Annotated in this window: 16 protein-coding genes; 14 read left to right on the top strand and 2 right to left on the bottom strand. The window is 39.6% G+C overall.

The genetic code is table 11. From position 1 onward, the window contains the following. Window positions 1–143 precede the first annotated feature (143 nt). The 12 genes from xylF to E0709_RS01320 all read left to right on the top strand — a co-directional run bounded on the left by xylF (window position 144) and on the right by E0709_RS01320 (window position 14262). Entirely contained in the window at window positions 144–1145 is a 1002-nt protein-coding gene (xylF, locus tag E0709_RS01375) for a D-xylose ABC transporter substrate-binding protein (RefSeq protein ID WP_132299793.1), read from the top strand. A gap of 74 nt (window positions 1146–1219) precedes the next feature. Further along, the gene (gene xylG, locus E0709_RS01370) at window positions 1220–2740 is read left to right on the top strand and encodes a D-xylose ABC transporter ATP-binding protein (RefSeq protein ID WP_132299791.1); all 1521 of its coding nucleotides are present in this window, start codon (window positions 1220–1222) and stop codon (window positions 2738–2740) included. Beyond that, entirely contained in the window at window positions 2737–3864 is a 1128-nt protein-coding gene (locus E0709_RS01365; RefSeq protein ID WP_132299789.1) for a sugar ABC transporter permease, read from the top strand. The genes xylG and E0709_RS01365 overlap by 4 nt, the downstream gene beginning before the upstream one ends. A gap of 108 nt (window positions 3865–3972) precedes the next feature. Continuing rightward, window positions 3973–5127, top strand: coding sequence for a XylR family transcriptional regulator (locus tag E0709_RS01360; RefSeq protein ID WP_132299787.1), 1155 nt, complete (start codon window positions 3973–3975; stop codon window positions 5125–5127). A gap of 165 nt (window positions 5128–5292) precedes the next feature. Continuing rightward, a complete protein-coding gene (locus E0709_RS01355; RefSeq protein WP_165867191.1) occupies window positions 5293–6519 on the top strand; it encodes a four-carbon acid sugar kinase family protein in 1227 nt (408 codons plus the stop codon). 9 nt (window positions 6520–6528) lie between these two features. Continuing rightward, window positions 6529–7527 carry a 4-hydroxythreonine-4-phosphate dehydrogenase PdxA gene (pdxA, locus tag E0709_RS01350; RefSeq protein ID WP_132299783.1) on the top strand — a complete coding sequence of 333 codons (999 nt, stop codon included), beginning with the start codon at window positions 6529–6531 and terminating at the stop codon, window positions 7525–7527. 9 nt (window positions 7528–7536) lie between these two features. Next, a complete protein-coding gene (locus tag E0709_RS01345) occupies window positions 7537–8436 on the top strand; it encodes a dihydrodipicolinate synthase family protein (protein WP_132299781.1) in 900 nt (299 codons plus the stop codon). Between the two features lie 12 nt (window positions 8437–8448). After that, entirely contained in the window at window positions 8449–9615 is a 1167-nt protein-coding gene (locus E0709_RS01340) for an iron-containing alcohol dehydrogenase (protein ID WP_132299779.1), read from the top strand. A gap of 28 nt (window positions 9616–9643) precedes the next feature. Then, window positions 9644–10633, top strand: coding sequence for a TAXI family TRAP transporter solute-binding subunit (locus E0709_RS01335; RefSeq protein WP_132299777.1), 990 nt, complete (start codon window positions 9644–9646; stop codon window positions 10631–10633). An 84-nt stretch (window positions 10634–10717) separates the two neighbouring features. After that, window positions 10718–12595 (top strand): TRAP transporter permease, encoded by a 1878-nt coding sequence (locus E0709_RS01330; protein ID WP_132299775.1) that lies wholly within the window; start codon window positions 10718–10720, stop codon window positions 12593–12595. Between the two features lie 18 nt (window positions 12596–12613). Continuing rightward, window positions 12614–13792, top strand: coding sequence for a sialidase family protein (locus tag E0709_RS01325; protein WP_132299773.1), 1179 nt, complete (start codon window positions 12614–12616; stop codon window positions 13790–13792). A 2-nt stretch (window positions 13793–13794) separates the two neighbouring features. After that, on the top strand, window positions 13795–14262 hold the full coding sequence (locus tag E0709_RS01320; RefSeq protein WP_132299771.1) for a NanQ anomerase/TabA/YiaL family protein: 468 nt from the start codon (window positions 13795–13797) through the stop codon (window positions 14260–14262). Between the two features lie 36 nt (window positions 14263–14298). Here E0709_RS01320 and E0709_RS01315 read toward each other — a convergent pair whose 3' ends face one another. Continuing rightward, entirely contained in the window at window positions 14299–15000 is a 702-nt protein-coding gene (locus E0709_RS01315) for a hypothetical protein (RefSeq protein ID WP_132299769.1), read from the bottom strand. 281 nt (window positions 15001–15281) lie between these two features. Between E0709_RS01315 and E0709_RS01310 the strand changes: the two genes are divergently transcribed. Continuing rightward, complete coding sequence (locus E0709_RS01310; protein WP_132299767.1) at window positions 15282–15629, top strand: type II toxin-antitoxin system HicB family antitoxin; 348 nt, start codon at window positions 15282–15284, stop codon at window positions 15627–15629. A 140-nt stretch (window positions 15630–15769) separates the two neighbouring features. Beyond that, window positions 15770–16858, top strand: coding sequence for an ElyC/SanA/YdcF family protein (locus E0709_RS01305; RefSeq protein WP_132299765.1), 1089 nt, complete (start codon window positions 15770–15772; stop codon window positions 16856–16858). Window positions 16859–17096: 238 nt separating this feature from the next. Here E0709_RS01305 and E0709_RS12565 read toward each other — a convergent pair whose 3' ends face one another. Beyond that, window positions 17097–17291 (bottom strand): hypothetical protein, encoded by a 195-nt coding sequence (locus E0709_RS12565; protein WP_341539168.1) that lies wholly within the window; start codon window positions 17289–17291, stop codon window positions 17097–17099. Window positions 17292–17307: the final 16 nt, after the last annotated feature.

Raw genomic sequence — 17307 nt, 5'->3', positions numbered from 1 at the left:
GAAAAAACGTAATAAGGTTATCAAATCTGGCAATTGCACCTAGTCCAAAATCACCGCAAACTGCTGTTCAACAAAAGAGCCAACAGGCGTTTCTTTTGTCTGACAAAATCAAGAAATTTAACCTAATTTAAATGAGGTGTCTTATGAAAATTAAATCCACATTAATCGCTGTTGCAACCGCCATTACCCTTGCTTTTAGTAGTTGTGCTGCAGCAAAAGATCTCAAAATTGGTATGTCCATTGATGACCTGCGTTTAGAGCGTTGGCAAAAAGACCGTGATATTTTCGTCAAAAAAGCAGAATCCCTTGGTGCGCAAGTTTCCGTACAATCTGCTAACGGTGACGCTCAGGCTCAAATTTCACAAATTGAAAATATGTTAAACCGAGGTATTGATGTATTGGTGATTATTCCGTTCAACGGTGAAGTATTAAGCAATGTGATTGCCGAGGCGAAAAAAGAAGGGGTGAAAGTCTTGGCGTATGATCGCTTGATTAATAATGCGGATATCGACTTTTATATTTCCTTTGACAATGAAAAAGTCGGTGAATTACAGGCTCAAAGCATTGTCGAGAAAAAACCAGAAGGTAATTATTTCTTAATGGGCGGTTCACCTGTGGATAACAATGCGAAATTATTCCGCAAAGGGCAAATGAAAGTGTTACAACCGTTAATTGATAGCGGCAAAATTAAAGTCGTGGGCGATCAATGGGTGGATTCTTGGTTAGCTGAAAAAGCCTTACAAATTATGGAAAATGCCTTAACCGCCAATAAAAACAATATTGATGCGGTTGTGGCTTCTAATGATGCGACTGCGGGTGGGGCAATTCAGGCATTAAGTGCGCAAGGTTTATCTGGTAAAGTGGCGATTTCTGGGCAAGATGCGGATTTAGCCGCGATTAAACGGATTATTGATGGTACTCAAACGATGACGGTGTATAAACCGATTACTACGTTGGCAGATAAAGCAGCAGAAATTTCTGTAGCATTAGGTAAAAATGAAAATGTGCAATCCAATAGTACGTTGAATAATGGCTTAAAAGATGTGCCCGCCTATTTGTTAGATCCGATAGCTGTCACTAAAGATAATATTGATGAAACAGTAATTAAAGATGGCTTCCACAAAAAAGAAGCAGTATATCAATAAGTGAAAAGTGCGGTAGAAAATTAAAAAATTTTTGGTTTTCTTACCGCACTTTAACCGATATGGAGAAAACGGGTATGGCAAATTTATTGGAAATGCATAATATCACCAAAAAATTTGGTGATGTGGTAGCGTTAAATAATATTTCCATTTCCTTAGAAATGGGCGAAATTCTGTCATTGTGTGGCGAAAATGGTTCGGGTAAATCTACGCTGATGAAAGTGTTATGTGGCATTTATCCACACGGTGATTTTCAAGGCGAGATTACTTTTGCAGGCGAAAAACTGGTCGCTAAAAATATCAAAGATACGGAGTCAAAAGGCATTTCGATTATTCATCAGGAATTGACCTTAGTAAAACAGATGTCCGTGTTGGAAAATATGTTTTTAGGCAATGAAATTACTCAATTTGGCATAACCAACGACAATGAAATGTACCTGCGTTGTCAAACCTTGCTGGAACAAGTGCAACTCAATGTGGATCCGCATACCAAGGTAGCGGAATTAGGTTTAGGGCAACAACAGTTGGTGGAAATCGCTAAAGCCTTAAATAAACAAGTGCGGCTGCTTATTTTAGATGAACCAACGGCATCACTCACAGAAAAAGAAACGGCAATTTTGCTCAATCTAATTAAAGATCTCAAAGCACATAATATTGCTTGTATTTATATTTCACACAAACTCAATGAAGTAAAAGCCATTTCTGACAAGATTTGTGTCATTCGAGACGGAGAGCATATTGGTACACATTTAGCCACAGACTTAAGCGAAGATAACATTATTACCATGATGGTAGGGCGTGAAATCACTTCGCTTTATCCTGTTGAACCCCATGAGATTGGCGAAGAAATTTTGCGAGTGGAAAATCTTAATGCTTGGCATACCACCAATACGCACATTAAACGAGTCGATAATGCTCATTTTGCCTTACACAAAGGGGAAATTTTAGGCGTAGCAGGGCTTGTGGGTTCAGGGCGAACCGAAATGGCACAATGTCTGTTTGGTTCTTATTTAGGCAAATATCAAGGCGATATTTATCTTGAAAATCAAAAAGTAGAGATTAAAAACTGCACGCAAGCCATTGAACGCCATATTGTTATGGTACCTGAAGATCGCAAAAAACATGGCATTGTTCCCATTATGTCGGTGGGTAAAAATATTACACTGGCGGCATTACCCCAATTTTGTTTTGGCAAAAAAGTGATTAATGAACCGCTGGAAGAAACCATTATTAATCAATCTATTGCTAAATTGAAAGTCAAAACCGCTAGCGTAGATCTTGCCATTGGGCGGTTAAGTGGTGGTAATCAACAAAAAGCGATTTTAGCCAAATGTTTATTGCTCAACCCTAAGATCTTGATTTTAGATGAACCCACTCGGGGTATTGACGTGGGGGCGAAATATGAAATTTATAAATTGATTAATCAATTAGCACAACAAGGCATCGCTATCATCGTGATTTCATCGGAATTGCCCGAAGTGTTGGGGATTAGTGATCGAGTGTTAGTCATGCACCAAGGCAAAATCAAAGCCGATTTAATCAATGATAATTTAACCCAAGAACAAGTGATGGAAGCCGCTCTTAAGGAGACATTATGAACAAATTTAAATCCATTAATTTGCAGATGTATATTCTGCTTATCGCCATTGTGGTCATTATGGTGTTTTTCTCATTTTTAACCGATGGGGCCTATTTAAGTGCCAGAAATATTTCCAACTTACTACGCCAAACATCCATTACAGGCATTTTGGCGATTGGTATGGCGTTTGTGATCATTGCTGCCGAAATTGATTTATCGGTAGGATCACTCATGGGCTTATTAGGTGGCTTTGCAGCAATTACCAACGTGTGGTGGGGCTGGCCATTGTCTTTGACGATAATTGTTACCTTAGTGTTAGGATTATTACTTGGTGCATGGAATGGCTGGTGGATAGCCTATCAAAAAGTCCCCGCCTTTATTGTGACCCTTGCCGGTATGCTGGCTTTCCGTGGTATTTTAATTGGTCTAACCAACGGCACAACCGTTTCTCCCATTAGCCACGAAATGACTGCCATTGGACAAGGCTATTTATCTGATATTGTGGGGATGTTGATTGGTGTGGCAGCATTAGGCTGTTTTGCCCTTTGGGTTAGTTACCAGCGTAAAGTTCGTCAACGGCTCAATCTTCCCGTTCCAACGCTAAGCAAAGAAACAGCAAAATATGGGATAATCGCCGTTTTAGTGTTGGGTGCCATTTATCTACTTAATGATTATCGTGGCGTGCCATTCCCTGTATTATTGCTTGCCTTGCTTACCATCATCGGCACATTTGTGGCTCGTAAAACAACCTTTGGTCGCAGTGTTTATGCCATTGGTGGCAATATTGATGCAGCGAAATTATCAGGCATTGGCGTTGAAAAAGTCAGACTCACAATTTTTGCCATTAATGGCTTTCTGGTGGCAATTGCAGGATTGATTTTAAGTGCAAGACTGGGAGCAGGCGCCCCATCTGCAGGGCAAAGTGCTGAAATGGATGCTATAGCTTCTTGTGTCATTGGTGGAGCCAGTTTGGCAGGTGGAATTGGTAGTATTTACGGCGTGGTGGTTGGTGCGTTCATTATTGCTTTATTAGACAATGGCATGAGTATGCTAGATGTTCCAACTTTTTGGCAATATATCATTAAAGGGGCAATTTTATTGCTTGCAGTATGGTTTGATACGATGAGTAAGAAAAAAGTGTAAAATAAGGCAAGTTAAGCACCGTTTGTGAAAACTGCGGTGCTTTTTTGTATTGTTTTGCAAAATAATCTTTTTTATCTTATAGTTATCCGGAAACAAAGGAGAACCAAAATGTCACGACAACACGACAAAGTCGCCCTTCTATTCAATGCCAACAAAATCTATGATCGTGGTGTAATAGAAGGTGTTGGACAATATATTCAAGCGTCTCAATGTAGTTGGGATATTTTTGTGGAAGACGATTTTGTCTATCATCGCAACACCATTGAAAGTCTGTCCATTGATGGTATTATTGCGGATTTTGATGATCCTGAAACCGTGGAATTATTGCAAAATGTCAACGTTCCGATTATCGCCGTGGGTGGTTCATACCAAAATCCTCGCTTTTATCCCGATTTACCTTATGTGGCTACTGATAATTACGCCTTAGTGGAAATGGCGTTTTTGCATTTAAAACAAAAAGGGATTAACCGCTTTGCGTTTTATGGCTACCCAGCGGATACACCAAAACATTGGGCGTTAGAAAGACAACATGCCTTTTTACAGTTAATGGAAAAATATGAACAGGAATCCTATTATTATTTAGGCGATCAGACCCATTCACATAATTGGGTTGAATCTCAAGAGAAATTAGCTCAGTGGATTAAAACCCTGCCTGATTACACTGGTATTATTGCAGTAACCGATGCCAGAGCCAGACATTTACTACAAGCCTGTGAACATCTCAAAATTGCCGTACCTGAACAATTATGTATTATCGGCATTGATAACGAAGAATTAATTCAATACCTTTCTCGTATTTCCCTGTCTTCTGTACAACAAGGTACGGCACAAATTGGTTATCAAGCAGCAAAATTGTTGCATAAATGCTTGAACGGTATAAAGGTTGCTCATAAACCTTTACTGATTGCACCTTTAAAAGTCGCAGAAAGACGATCCACCGATTATCGTTCATTACAAGATCCTTTTGTAATTCAAGCAATGCACTTTATTCGCCAGAAAGCTTGCCATGGTATCAAAACCGAACAAGTACTGGATCATTTACATATTTCTCGTTCCAATTTAGAAGCTCGTTTCAAACAAGAAATGGGTAAAACCATTCATCAGGTAATTCATGAAGAAAAGCTCGCCCGAGCTCAGTATCTACTTCAATCTACTGATGTATCTATTCAAGAAATCGCAGAAATTTGCGGTTATCCATCATTGCAATATTTTTATGCGGTATTTAAGAAAGAATTCGGAGTAACGCCGAAAGAGTTTCGATAATCTTTTTCATTAATTATTTGACATATCTCTGCCAATCTAATAGTGCAACACAATGATTACATTTAATCATTGTGAATATAAATATTCAATTTTGTGATCGAGATCACAGTTTTTATTTTTTCGTTGCTTTATACTAACCGCCATCAAATAAACGAGATGATGTTCATGAAAGTATTAGTCATTGCTGATGATTTTACCGGTGCTAACGACACAGGCTTACAGTTTCACCAACAACATATTGCGGTCGATGTGCTATTGAGTGACTTTGCTCAATATCAAGGCACAGCGGAGGTTGTGGTGGTGAATACGGATAGTCGGGCGATGAATTGTGCTGATGCACAACAAGCGATTTATCAGGTGTTCGCCCATGCAAAAGCGGAACAGGTTTATAAAAAAATTGATTCCACCTTGCGTGGCAATATTGGGGCAGAGCTTGCCGCTTGTTTGTCGGCGAGTGAACGTAAAATCGCCTTTGTATGTTCTGCGTTACCAAAAGCAGGGCGTGTGGTGCGTGATGGGATTTTATATGTGAATGATGTGCCGTTGTTAGAAACAGAATTTGCCACCGATCCCAAAACGCCGATTGTGTCCTCCAGCGTAAAAGCAATTATTGAGAGCCAAACAGATGTGCCTGTTTTTGAATTTAAAAAAACAACAGAAAAAAACACCGCAGTCTCGGTGATTTATTCCATTATGGCGGAAAACACTCAAGCGATTATCAGCTTTGATGCAGAAACTGAGCAGGATTTACAGCACATTGCCGAGCTAATTAAGGAAGTAAATCAACCTTGTATCGTAGCAGGTTCATCAGGCTTGGCTCAGTCTATTGCGGCGGGTTTAAACAAAAAGCCCATATTGTTTGTGGTGGGGTCTATGAGTGAAGTGAGTTGCAAGCAGGTGGATTATATTAAGGATAATGCACAGGTGGCAACACTGGTGATCAATATTAAAAATTTACTGCAAGATCAAAGATATAGCGAAACATTAATGTTATCCGCAAAAGCCGTGCTGAAAAATCATCAACATTTGCTGTTGAAAACCGAAAGCTCACTGAATGAACGGCTGAATATCTCGCTACTTTGTGCGGAGTTAAATTGTAGCCGTGCGGAATTGGGTAACCAAATTAGCCAAAAAATCGCTTTATTCGTCAGTCAGTTATTAGAACAACAGCGGTATCAATTTTCGGCGTTATTTTTAACAGGTGGCGATATTGCTTTTTCGGTGGCGAAACAGTTGCAGTTGGATCATTACCAAATTGCTGGCGAAATTGAAGCGGGCGTGCCTTATGGCTATTTCCCCAACAGCCCCATTTCCGCCATTCCTGTGATGACCAAGGCGGGCGGTTTTGGCTCCGTGCCATTGTTACAACGAATTTTAGACTATTTTAACTAAGGAGTTTTTATGCAACCGATTTTAGCGATCACCATGGGCGATGCGGCTGGCATTGGCCCGGAAGTGGTGATTAAAGCATTGGAAGATAAGCGAATTTATGAGCTGGCACAGATTGTGGTGGTGGGTGATTTTAAGATTATGCAACGGGCATTAGCCATTGTGAAATCCGATCTGAAACTTCGCAAAGTGGCAAGCGTGGACGAACTTCACAGCGAATTTGGCTACATTGATATTTTGGATTTAGACAATTTGCCGGCCGATTTGCCGTTCGCTCAAGTCAGTGGCAAAGCAGGACTTGCCGCCTATGAATATATTGAAAAAGCGGTGGGGTTGGCAATGGAGAAAAAAATTCACGCCATTGTCACCGCACCTTTAAACAAAGAAGCTCTGCATGCTGGCGGCAAAATTTTCCCCGGGCATACAGAAATTTTGGCTGAACTAAGTGGCACTAAAGATTTTTCCATGATGTTGACCAGCGAAAAATTAAACGTGATCCATGTCACCACCCATGTGTCTATGCGGCAGGCGTGCGATTTGATTAAAACCGAGCGGATTTCTACCGTGATTGATCTTGCTCAAGAATACGCTCAAATGCTTGGTTTTGCTGAACCGAGAATTGCGGTGGCGGGCTTTAATGCCCACGCTGGCGAACATGGTTTATTTGGAGATGAAGATGAAAAAGAAATCGTGCCAGCCGTGAAAGCCGCCCTTGCCAAAGGTTTCAATGTGCAAGGCCCACTGCCGCCAGACACGCTGTTCCACCGTGCGGTGAACTTAGACGAATTTGATATGGTGGTGGTGATGTACCACGATCAGGGGCATATCCCGATTAAATTAATCGGCTTTGAAAGCGGCGTGAACGTGACCACAGGCTTGCCATTTATCCGCACATCGGTGGATCACGGCACGGCGTTCCCCATTGCAGGAAAGGGCGTGGCAGATAGTCGTAGCATGACCGAAGCCTTGTATTTAGGTGCCAAAATGGCGAATCAGAAATTTGCGAAATAAGGAGCTACTATGTCTAAAGAACAGTCTAAAGAACAGTTTAAACCAAAAGGTATCGTTGCCCCCGTGCTAACTGCATTGGACGACAACGAAAAATTCAATCCGCAAGCCTATCAAGAATACATTGATTATTTGATTAAGGCAGGGATTCACGGCATTTTTCCCTTAGGCACAAACGGCGAGTTTTATGCCTTTAATCAACAGGAAAAATTGGAGATTATTCAAGCCGCCGTGGAAGCCGTGGACGGGCGAGTGCCAGTGTATGCAGGAACAGGCTGTATTACCACCAAAGAAACCATTGAATTTTCTAATCAAGTGAAAGACTTAGGCGTGGACGTGTTGTCGGTGATTTCGCCCTATTTTGTGTCCGTTAGCCAAGATGATTTATATCGTCATTTTGACACGGTGGCGAAAAATGTGGATGCCCCGATTTTGATGTACAACATTCCTGCTCGCTCAGGCAACAATATTGAAGCCAGCACGGTGAAAAAATTAGCCCAAGCCAACGCCAATATTATCGGCATTAAAGACAGCAGTGGTAATTTTGATAATTCCTTGAAATATATTGAAAATACCACCGAGAATTTGGCTGTGATGGCTGGCAGTGATTCGTTGATTTTATGGACATTGTTAGCTGGCGGTACTGGGGCGATTAGCGGTTGTTCCAACGTGTTCCCTGAATTAATGGTGTCTATTTACGAATATTGGCAACAAGGCGATTTTGCCAACGCCAACGCTGCTCAAAAGAAAATCCGAGCATTTCGCAATGTGATGCAAATGGGCAATCCAAATTCTGTGGTAAAACGTGCCGCACTTTTACGCGGACATAACGTAGGTCCAGCAAGAGAACCGTCAAACTGCGTGAACGAAGTGATTGATCGGGCGTTGTTGGATGTGTTTAAACTTTATTAAGCGGAGAAAAAAATGACAGCGATTTATTCCTTATTTAATCCAAGCAAAGTCATTGGCGGTGCGGGCAGCCTTAGCCAAATTGCTGATGTAATCAAAGGCTATAACGCCACAAATGTAGTATTAATTACCGATGAAGGCGTATTTAAAGCAGGGTTAATCAATAATCCAAAACAGTTGTTAGAACAGGCAGGTATTGGCGTGCATATTATTAGCAATGTGCCACCTGAACCGCCAATTTCCGCTGTGAATGAGATTTTTGAGCAATCCGTCAAATGCAATGCTGAAGCTGTGATTGGATTGGGCGGCGGCAGTGCGATGGATACCGCTAAATTAGTTGCGTTAATGTTGAATAATAAAGACATTGCATTAACGGAAGTCACTTCTGGAACGAAAAAATTTGTTCATCGCAGTTTGCCAACTTTGATGATCCCAACCACATCTGGCACGGGTTCGGAAGCGACACAAAATTCTATTGTGTTGGATACAGAACGTGAGCTCAAAATTGGCGTAGTCGATGAAAAATTGGTGGCAAGTGCGGTGATCTTAGATGCGGAATTAACGCTCAGTTTGCCAAAACATATTACCGCAAACACTGGAATTGATGCCTTATGCCATGCGATTGAGTGTTACATTTCCAAAAAATCATCGCCATTTAGCGAGATGTTCGCTTTGAAAGCGGTGGAATTAATCACCAAAAATATTCGCACCGCATTTAACCACGGAACAGATATTCAAGCTCGTGAAAATATGTTGCTAGGTTCGTTTTTAGGTGGAGCTTGTATTGCCACATCCAGCACCGTTGCCGTCCATGCTTTATCTTATCCGTTAGGCGGAAAATATCATATACCACACGGCTTATCTAATGCCATTTTATTGCCTGACGTAATGAAATTTAATTTGCCTGTGTGTGAAGAAAAATTTGCCAATGTGGCGTTTGCTATGGGATTAGATGTACAAGGACTGACCTTGCGACAAGCAGCAGAAAAAATGATTGATGAGCTTTATGCGTTAATTCGTGATCTTGAGATTAAGTGCGATTTAACCGCCGTTGGCATTAATGAAGATGTGTTAGATGAATTATCCGAAGCAGCATTAAGCGTGAAAAGATTGTTAGATAACAACCCAAAACCAATGAATAAAGATGATATAAAAACCATTTATCGCAAATTAATTGCATAACCAAACCACAAATGAGAGGATCAAAAATATGCGTAAATTTAACCGCACTTTAAAAGTACTTTTCTCTACTCTGGTGTTTTCTGCCAGCGTTTCCGCTAATGTTGAGAGCAGTTTGATTAGTCAGCCACCGGGCAATGGTTGGTACACTTATGCCACCACATTCAGCCGTTTAATTCCTGAAGCAACCAACAATGAATTTAAATTAAAAGTGATTCCACGTGGAGGTGGTATGACCAATCCTGTGGTAGTGAATGATGCCAAAGCAGATTTTGGTTTTGCCACATCTAATGCCATCGTGTGGGCAAGAGATGGTATTACCGAATTATATGAAGGCAAACCCAACAAAGATTTGCGTTTAATCTTTGACGGTATGCAAGAAGGGCATACGATTGTAGTGGCTCGTAAATCTTGGGTAGAATCCACCGGCAATGACAGCTTAGAGAAAATTGTTAATGCGGATAAAGTGGTGATTGCCACCAAACCAACAGGTTCACAAGTGCCAATTATTGTAGATTTTATTTTTAAATCCCTAGGCACAGATTTTGAAACCATGAAAGCCAAAGGCAAAGTGGTACAAATCAGTAGCGGACAAGCTAGCCAAATGTTGCGTGATAATACCATTGATGTGTATATTGATAACGTGCCAGCGATGCACCCGAACTTAACGGAAATCACTTTAACCAATGATATGGTGTATATTCCTTATCCACAAAAAGTGCTTGATGATTTAGCCAAATTGGGCTTGCCAACAGGAACAATGCCAGCGGATACTTATCGTGGTCAAACCGCAGATTACATCAATCCAGTGAGTGCCACCGTATTTGTGACACATGCGAAAGAAGATGAAAACACGGTTTACCAAGTCACTAAAGCCTTAGTGGAAAATCAAGCTAAACTTAAAGAAACTCACCCACCACTTGCGTTCTGGAAACCAGAAGATATTGTCAAAAACGCAGGTATTTTTGAACTCCACCCAGGAGCAGCAAAATATTTCCGTGAGCAAGGTTGGATCAAATAACCCCTTGCAATCTCTAGCGTAATGGCATCTATTTTTGGTTGCCATTACGCCCACATCTCACATAAGTAAATAAAGGGTATTTCTATGACATACGCTAATTTCTTAAAATTGCTTTCTGCTGTGCTGGGCATCGGTTATATTGCCTTTTTATTACAGCAATTTTTTGCCCCCATGTCGCCGTTAATGGCTGCCAGTGTCCATGTTTATATGGCAACGGCGCTGGTGTTTTGCTTTCAGCCTTTGACATTTAAAGATGACAAATTACCTTGGTTAAGCCGAGCGATTGATTTATGTTGTATTGGGGTAACGCTTTATATTTGTTACCATTATTACACTTCTACGGCAAGATTAGAATCTCGTCTTGAAATGATTGATGATGTATTGTTTGCTGATAAATTCGCTTTTGTAGCAGGACTTTTAATGCTGTTTGAAGCCGTCAGACGATCTGTGGGATTTTCCTTGCTTTCCGTGGTGATTGTTTTTGTTCTTTATGGATTTTTCGGTCCTTATTTCCCTGGATGGACAGCCTTTGAAGGCTTTTCACTGGACACGATGGCAGAATTAATCAGCATGCAAACCGAAGGGATCTTTGGGATCACGGCAAGTACCGCCATAAACTTTGTATTCTATTTCGTGTTGTTTGGTTGTGTATTTACCATGACGGGCGGTGGTTCAGTATTTATTGATTTAGCCATGAAAGCGACAGCTCGTTTAACAGGCGGATCAGCGAAAATGTCCCTATTGGGTTCAGCCTTATTTGGTATGGTCAGCGGTTCTGCAGTAGCTAATACCACATCTACGGGCGTACTCACCATTCCGATTATGCAACGCTCAGGCTACACCAAAGAACAAGCTGCTGCTACCGAAGCCATTGCTTCCACTGGCGGACAATTAATGCCACCCGTTATGGGTATTGCCGCTTTCGTGATGGCGGATATGTTAGGGATTCCTTACGTCGAAATTGCCGCTGCTGGCTTAATTCCTGCTGTTGCCTTTTACTTTGCTTTATTCGTTATTGTGGATTTACGAGCGAGAAAAACAGGCGTAGGTAATATCAATGCTAAAGATTTGGTGATTGAGCCGATTATGCCAAGAATCCATTTACTGTTTTCACCATTGTTATTAGTGGTGGCATTAGTGGCTGGTTATTCCGCTCCCTATGCTGCCTTTGTGGGAGCAGTGATCGCTTTGCTTGCCCCTTTGTTACGCAAAAATACACGTTATAATCTCAAAGAAATTTATCCAATGCTAATTGATACCGCCAAACAAATGGCGTGGGTATCTGTGCCGTTGGCATCAGTTGGGATTATTATGGTGGTGGCAACTCAATCTAACCTTGCTTTTAAATTCGTTGAGATTTTAAGCGATGTGGGGACAGGCAATCTGTATTTATCCCTACTTATGGTGATTCTTGGTTGTATCATTATGGGTATGGGCTTACCGACTGTGGCAGCCTATATTATTGGTGCGATTATTTTTGCTCCCGCCTTAACGGATATGGGGATTGATAAATTAGCCGCCAATATGTTTATTATGTATTACTGCGTACTTTCAATGGTAACTCCACCTGTGGCACTTTGTTCTTATGCTGCCGCAGCCATTGCCAACAGTGATTCATCAAAAACAGGTTTTATTGCTTTCTCATACGCACTGGTGATTTTCTTAATTCCATTTAGCTTTATCAGCGATCCCGTGGTGTTATGGAAAGGCAGTATCGGGGCGATTATGATTGCCTTTGCAGGTATGCTCGTTGCCACATTCTGTTGGGCGGTATTCCTACAAGGCTGGCTCAAGAAAAATCTCAACTGGGTCGAAAGAATCATTTTCTTAGCCATCAGTTTAGGTATTGTACTAGAAAAATCTAACACGCTACTTTGGTTTGTTTTCTTAGGTGTCGCCGCTGTGATGATTGCTTGGTGTTGGAAATCAGGCTCAGTTAAAAATAAACTCGCTCAAGCATAATAAAAAGGAAGAATAACAATGACATTAACAACAAATAACGACGTTGTCGCTGACGGCAAAGTGAATGCCATTAATGAATATATCAGTACAGCCATGATCCCTGTACTCTGTCCACAAAACCACGCATCCAACTTGTTTGAATTGCCAAACGGCGATTTACTTTGCACTTGGTTTGGTGGCACGCAAGAAGGTGTGGCAGATATTTCCATTTATCTTGCTCGTTTAGAAAAAGATAGCAAACAGTGGTCAACCCCACAAAAATTGTCTGATGATCCTACTCGTTCTGAGCAAAACCCGATTTTATTTCTTGCTCCCGATAATGTGTTATGGTTACTTTGGACTGCACAAATTTCCGGCAATCAAGATACGGCTATTGTGAGATGCCGAAAATCTAATGATTTTGGCGTAACTTGGGGAAACATTGAAACCCTATTAAATCAGGCTGGCACATTTGTTCGTCAACCGATAGTAGTATTAAACAATGGCGATTGGTTGTTGCCTGTGTTTTATTGCGTGGTTGAACAAGGGGAAAAATGGGTCGGCAATAACGATTATAGTGCGGTGAAAATTTCGTCAGATTTGGGCAAAACATGGCGAGATGTCATCGTGCCAAATAGCGTAGGTTGCGTTCACATGAATATCACCTTGGCAAAAAATGGATCGCTGATTGCGTTATTCCGTAGCCGTTGGGCGGATCATATTTATCGCAGTGTGTCTGATGACAATGGTAATACTTGGTCAGATCCTGTACCAACCACATTGCCTAATAATAATTCATCTATTCAAGTAACGACTTTATCTAACGGCGATTTGGCGTTAGTGTTCAATAATTCTAGTCAGTTAGATGCCACAGAACGCAGAACATCGCTTTATGATGAAATTGAAGATGAATCCGCAGACGACAAAGTGGTGATGAATCAAACCAAACACGGCAAAACCGCATTTTGGGGAGCTCCACGAGCCCCAATGAGTTTAGCTATTTCGCCAGACTTAGGCTTAACTTGGCAAGTGGTGAAAAACCTTGATGAAGGTGATGGTTATTGTATGAGCAATAATTCCCAACAAAAAATTAATCGGGAATTTTCGTACCCAAGTATTATTCAAGGACAAAACGGCACGATTCATATTAGCTACACTTATTTCCGCCAAGCGATTAAATATATCCGCATTACAGACGTGAATTTAGTTAAGGAATAACCATGATTGCTGGAAATTTAAATCAATTAGCGTTGGCATCTTTGCCTGTTGAATTAGCTAACATATTAGCCGAACCCGAAGTGAGTTTTTCTAACTTAGTTAAATTGGCAGACGGAAAATATCAAAAACAAGGGGAATCGTGGTTTTATACGGTCGGTGATTTTCAAACATCACCGAAATCAGCCCGCCATACCGAATATCACAAGGAATATTTGGATATTCAGGTGGTATTGAATGGCGAAGAAATTATTGGCTACCAATTAGAAAATGTGATTAATAGCCCATTGCCAGAGAAAAAGCCCGATTTTTACTTGCTAGAAAATCCACAACTGAACAATGAAATTCATTTAAAAGCAGGGGATTTTGCAATTTTCTACCCAGGTGAGCCACATCAAGCGTTGTGCATGGTGAATGAGCCAAAGACTGTTCGTAAGGCAGTGTTTAAAGTGCCAAAAGGGTTGGTGAAATAGGCTTGGAATAAAGGTGATCGTAGTGGTCACCTTTTATCAATACCATTTTCTATTCAATTCTTCATTCAACCGTCCAGTATTTAATGCAACAAAAACGGAGAGTTCTTCATCAATAAGTTTTAATACAATAAGAGCTTTGAAATATAATCTTTTTAAATAAGGCTTTTTGAATATAGGTTCATTATGGCAAACTCGGTTGCGGAGTTCACGAATTTCAGCGGTAATACGATGGATTTGTTTTATTTTGAGTGCGGATTTTGCATTTTTAAAACTTTTTCTGTAATGATGGGTTAAATATCTTGATGAATACGAACTGCTTAGTAAAAACTCCCAAAAATGAAAATTCAATTTTGCAATAACAGTATTTATATTGACTTTTGATGTATCAATTTTGAGTGGTCTGTTATGTTGATATTCATAGTTTTCGCCTGATATATCATTAATTATATTTAATAAATTTGTTCTATGTTTTAGTGGCAAGGATTGGATAAAGCGACTGTCTAAAAGGGAATAACGATGAATGTGTTCAACGCAAAACAAAATAGCATTTCTTAGTGCGACTTCGTAAAAACTAAAAAATTCTAGAAATGCACTGCTTGTCTGAATGTTCCATATATATAACTCACGAATTTTGCAATCTATCTCATCTTCTTTTATTCCCAAGTTAAGAAGAAATTGACGATAGGCATTTATTCTTGCCGATGATAAATATTTTTCAAGTTTTCTATTGGTTATCATTGAAAGTCAATCTCTCTATTGATATAATCCAATCGTTGGATAGGTGTGAAGAAGGCAGAATTTATATTCAAGCTGGGCCCCCTGTCCTAACCGAATTGGCCGTATTCTAACTCGTTTAGAATACGGCATTTCTTTTGGTTAATCAAACCTTTTGTAGACTTTCCTGAATTACAATATCCCATTAGTTTGCATAAACCACACCCTGGTAATGAATTGAAATTATATGTTGTTGAGCAAGTTAAAATTGCCTTAGACGAATTAAAACTAAATTAGGCGGAAATATGGAAAAAGTACTTGAATATAAAGGTTTTATCGGTAGTATTGAATTTTCTTTAGATGATAATGTGCTTTATGGTAAATTATTATATATCAATGGGTTAGTCACTTATGAAGGGCGAGATTTAGAAGAATTACGTCAAGAATTTCAACTCGCAGTGGATGATTATCTTGAGCTTTGCCAAACGCAAAATATTCAACCATTAAAATCATTTAATGGTAAATTTAACGTCAGAATTTCCCCTGATTTACACCAAAAAGTAGCCTTTATTGCTGCTAAACAAGGCGTTGCACTTAATGCCGTAATTAGCCAAGCCATTGAAAATGAAGTGCGACATTCTGCTCGGTTGTAAACATCGCCTAGCATTTGACGATAGTCTTAAATAGGATTGAAATAAAGGTTATCATTGTGATAACCTTTTAATTAAAGTTAGGCAGAATCTAGCTGTAATCAATATGTTAATAAACATTTCCATTAAACAAGGAGTATAGTATGTTAAAATCCAAACTACTGTTAGTGGCATTATTGTCAACATGCTCACTTACTGCTGTGGCTAATACTACGGATATTGAAACCTTACAGCCACAAGCTAATTACCAACAGTTGATAACACAACGGCAGGTTGTCGATCAATTAATTGAACAGGCTGTCAATATTCAAAAGTCGCCTGCGAGAGTTTCTCACGCTGGGTTTACGGCTAAATTGCCAAGTAATATGGAAAGAATAGCTGAGCTATTATTGCAAGCGTACGAATTAGAACCTTACCGAGTTGATTTTCTATTCGGTGCGGCAAATGCGAATATTTATAATGGCAATGTAGATAAAGCAATCCCTTTGTATAAGAAAGTATTAACCATTGCGCCTGATGATGTGAAAGCGCATATTTATCTTGCTAGTTGGTATCGTTTTAAACAAAATAAAACGGAAAGTGAAAAATATTTTGCACGCCTTAAACAATTATCCCCCGAAAAAGCCAGTTTGTTAGCGAAAGTTTTTGCATTAATTGATCATAATGCAAATCAGCCTATTGTAGATAAATTAGATAACTCTTTAGGAGACGATTCAGCCATAATTACCTTGGGCTATGCACTCAATCCTGATGGTTCAATGCACGATATTCTTATTCAGCGACTAGAAAAAACCCTTGAATTAGCGAAGCAAAATCCACAGAGTTTAATTATTGTGACTGGTGGTGTACCACAAAATAATCATACCGAAGGTGATTTGATGAAACAGTGGTTAATTAGTAAAGGCATACCTGAAAAACAAATCTATGCAGATAATTATGCAACGTCTTCCGTTGATAATGCCCTTTTTTCTCGCTATGCCCTTGCTAAACACCATATAAAAAACGCCGTTTTGATTAGTTCTGGAAGCCATGTTAGACGTGGACAAACCTTATTTGAAATTGCGTTATGGGAAAGTGGACCTACAGATATTAAATTGCAAAGCGTTTCCGCTTTAGATAAGCCTTTAGAAGAATTACAGAAAATTACGGAAAAAGACTTATTGGGAATCTATCGTGATAGCTTAAAAACACTCGGCTTGCCGACTTTTAATAGCGGTGCATTACAGGATTAAAGATTATATGAGATAGGTGATCGTGGTGGTCACCTTTTTTATGGCATAATAGACAAAATCGGCATAGTAGACAAAATAGTTGGTTTTGGTTATTTTAATAATTATAATTAACTATATTTATTTAAAAAATTCTTTATAAACAAGATATTATTCTTCTTAGATAATCCATGGTGAACAATAAGTTTTTCTTTAAGTTTACTAAATAAATTTTCTATACGATTTGTTGTTTTTTCAATCTTTAGTTCAGGATATTTTTCTTTTTCGCTTCTGATTTTAGATTCATGGTTAATTTTCGGATCACAATAGCCACTTGATGAAACTGGCATAATTGAATCGGTGTGTTAAAAATATCTTTCAATAATCCACGCTTACCATCACAGGTAATTGATTGTATTATATCCTTTTTCTCTAAATCGATTGATTGCCACCACATAATATACCGCTTTTTT

It is taken from the genome of Lonepinella koalarum, assembly GCF_004565475.1.
GTDB classification, from domain to species: domain Bacteria; phylum Pseudomonadota; class Gammaproteobacteria; order Enterobacterales; family Pasteurellaceae; genus Lonepinella; species Lonepinella koalarum.
The sequence above is the reverse complement of the archived record's forward strand: the minus strand, read 5'-3'. Positions and strand labels throughout refer to the sequence as shown.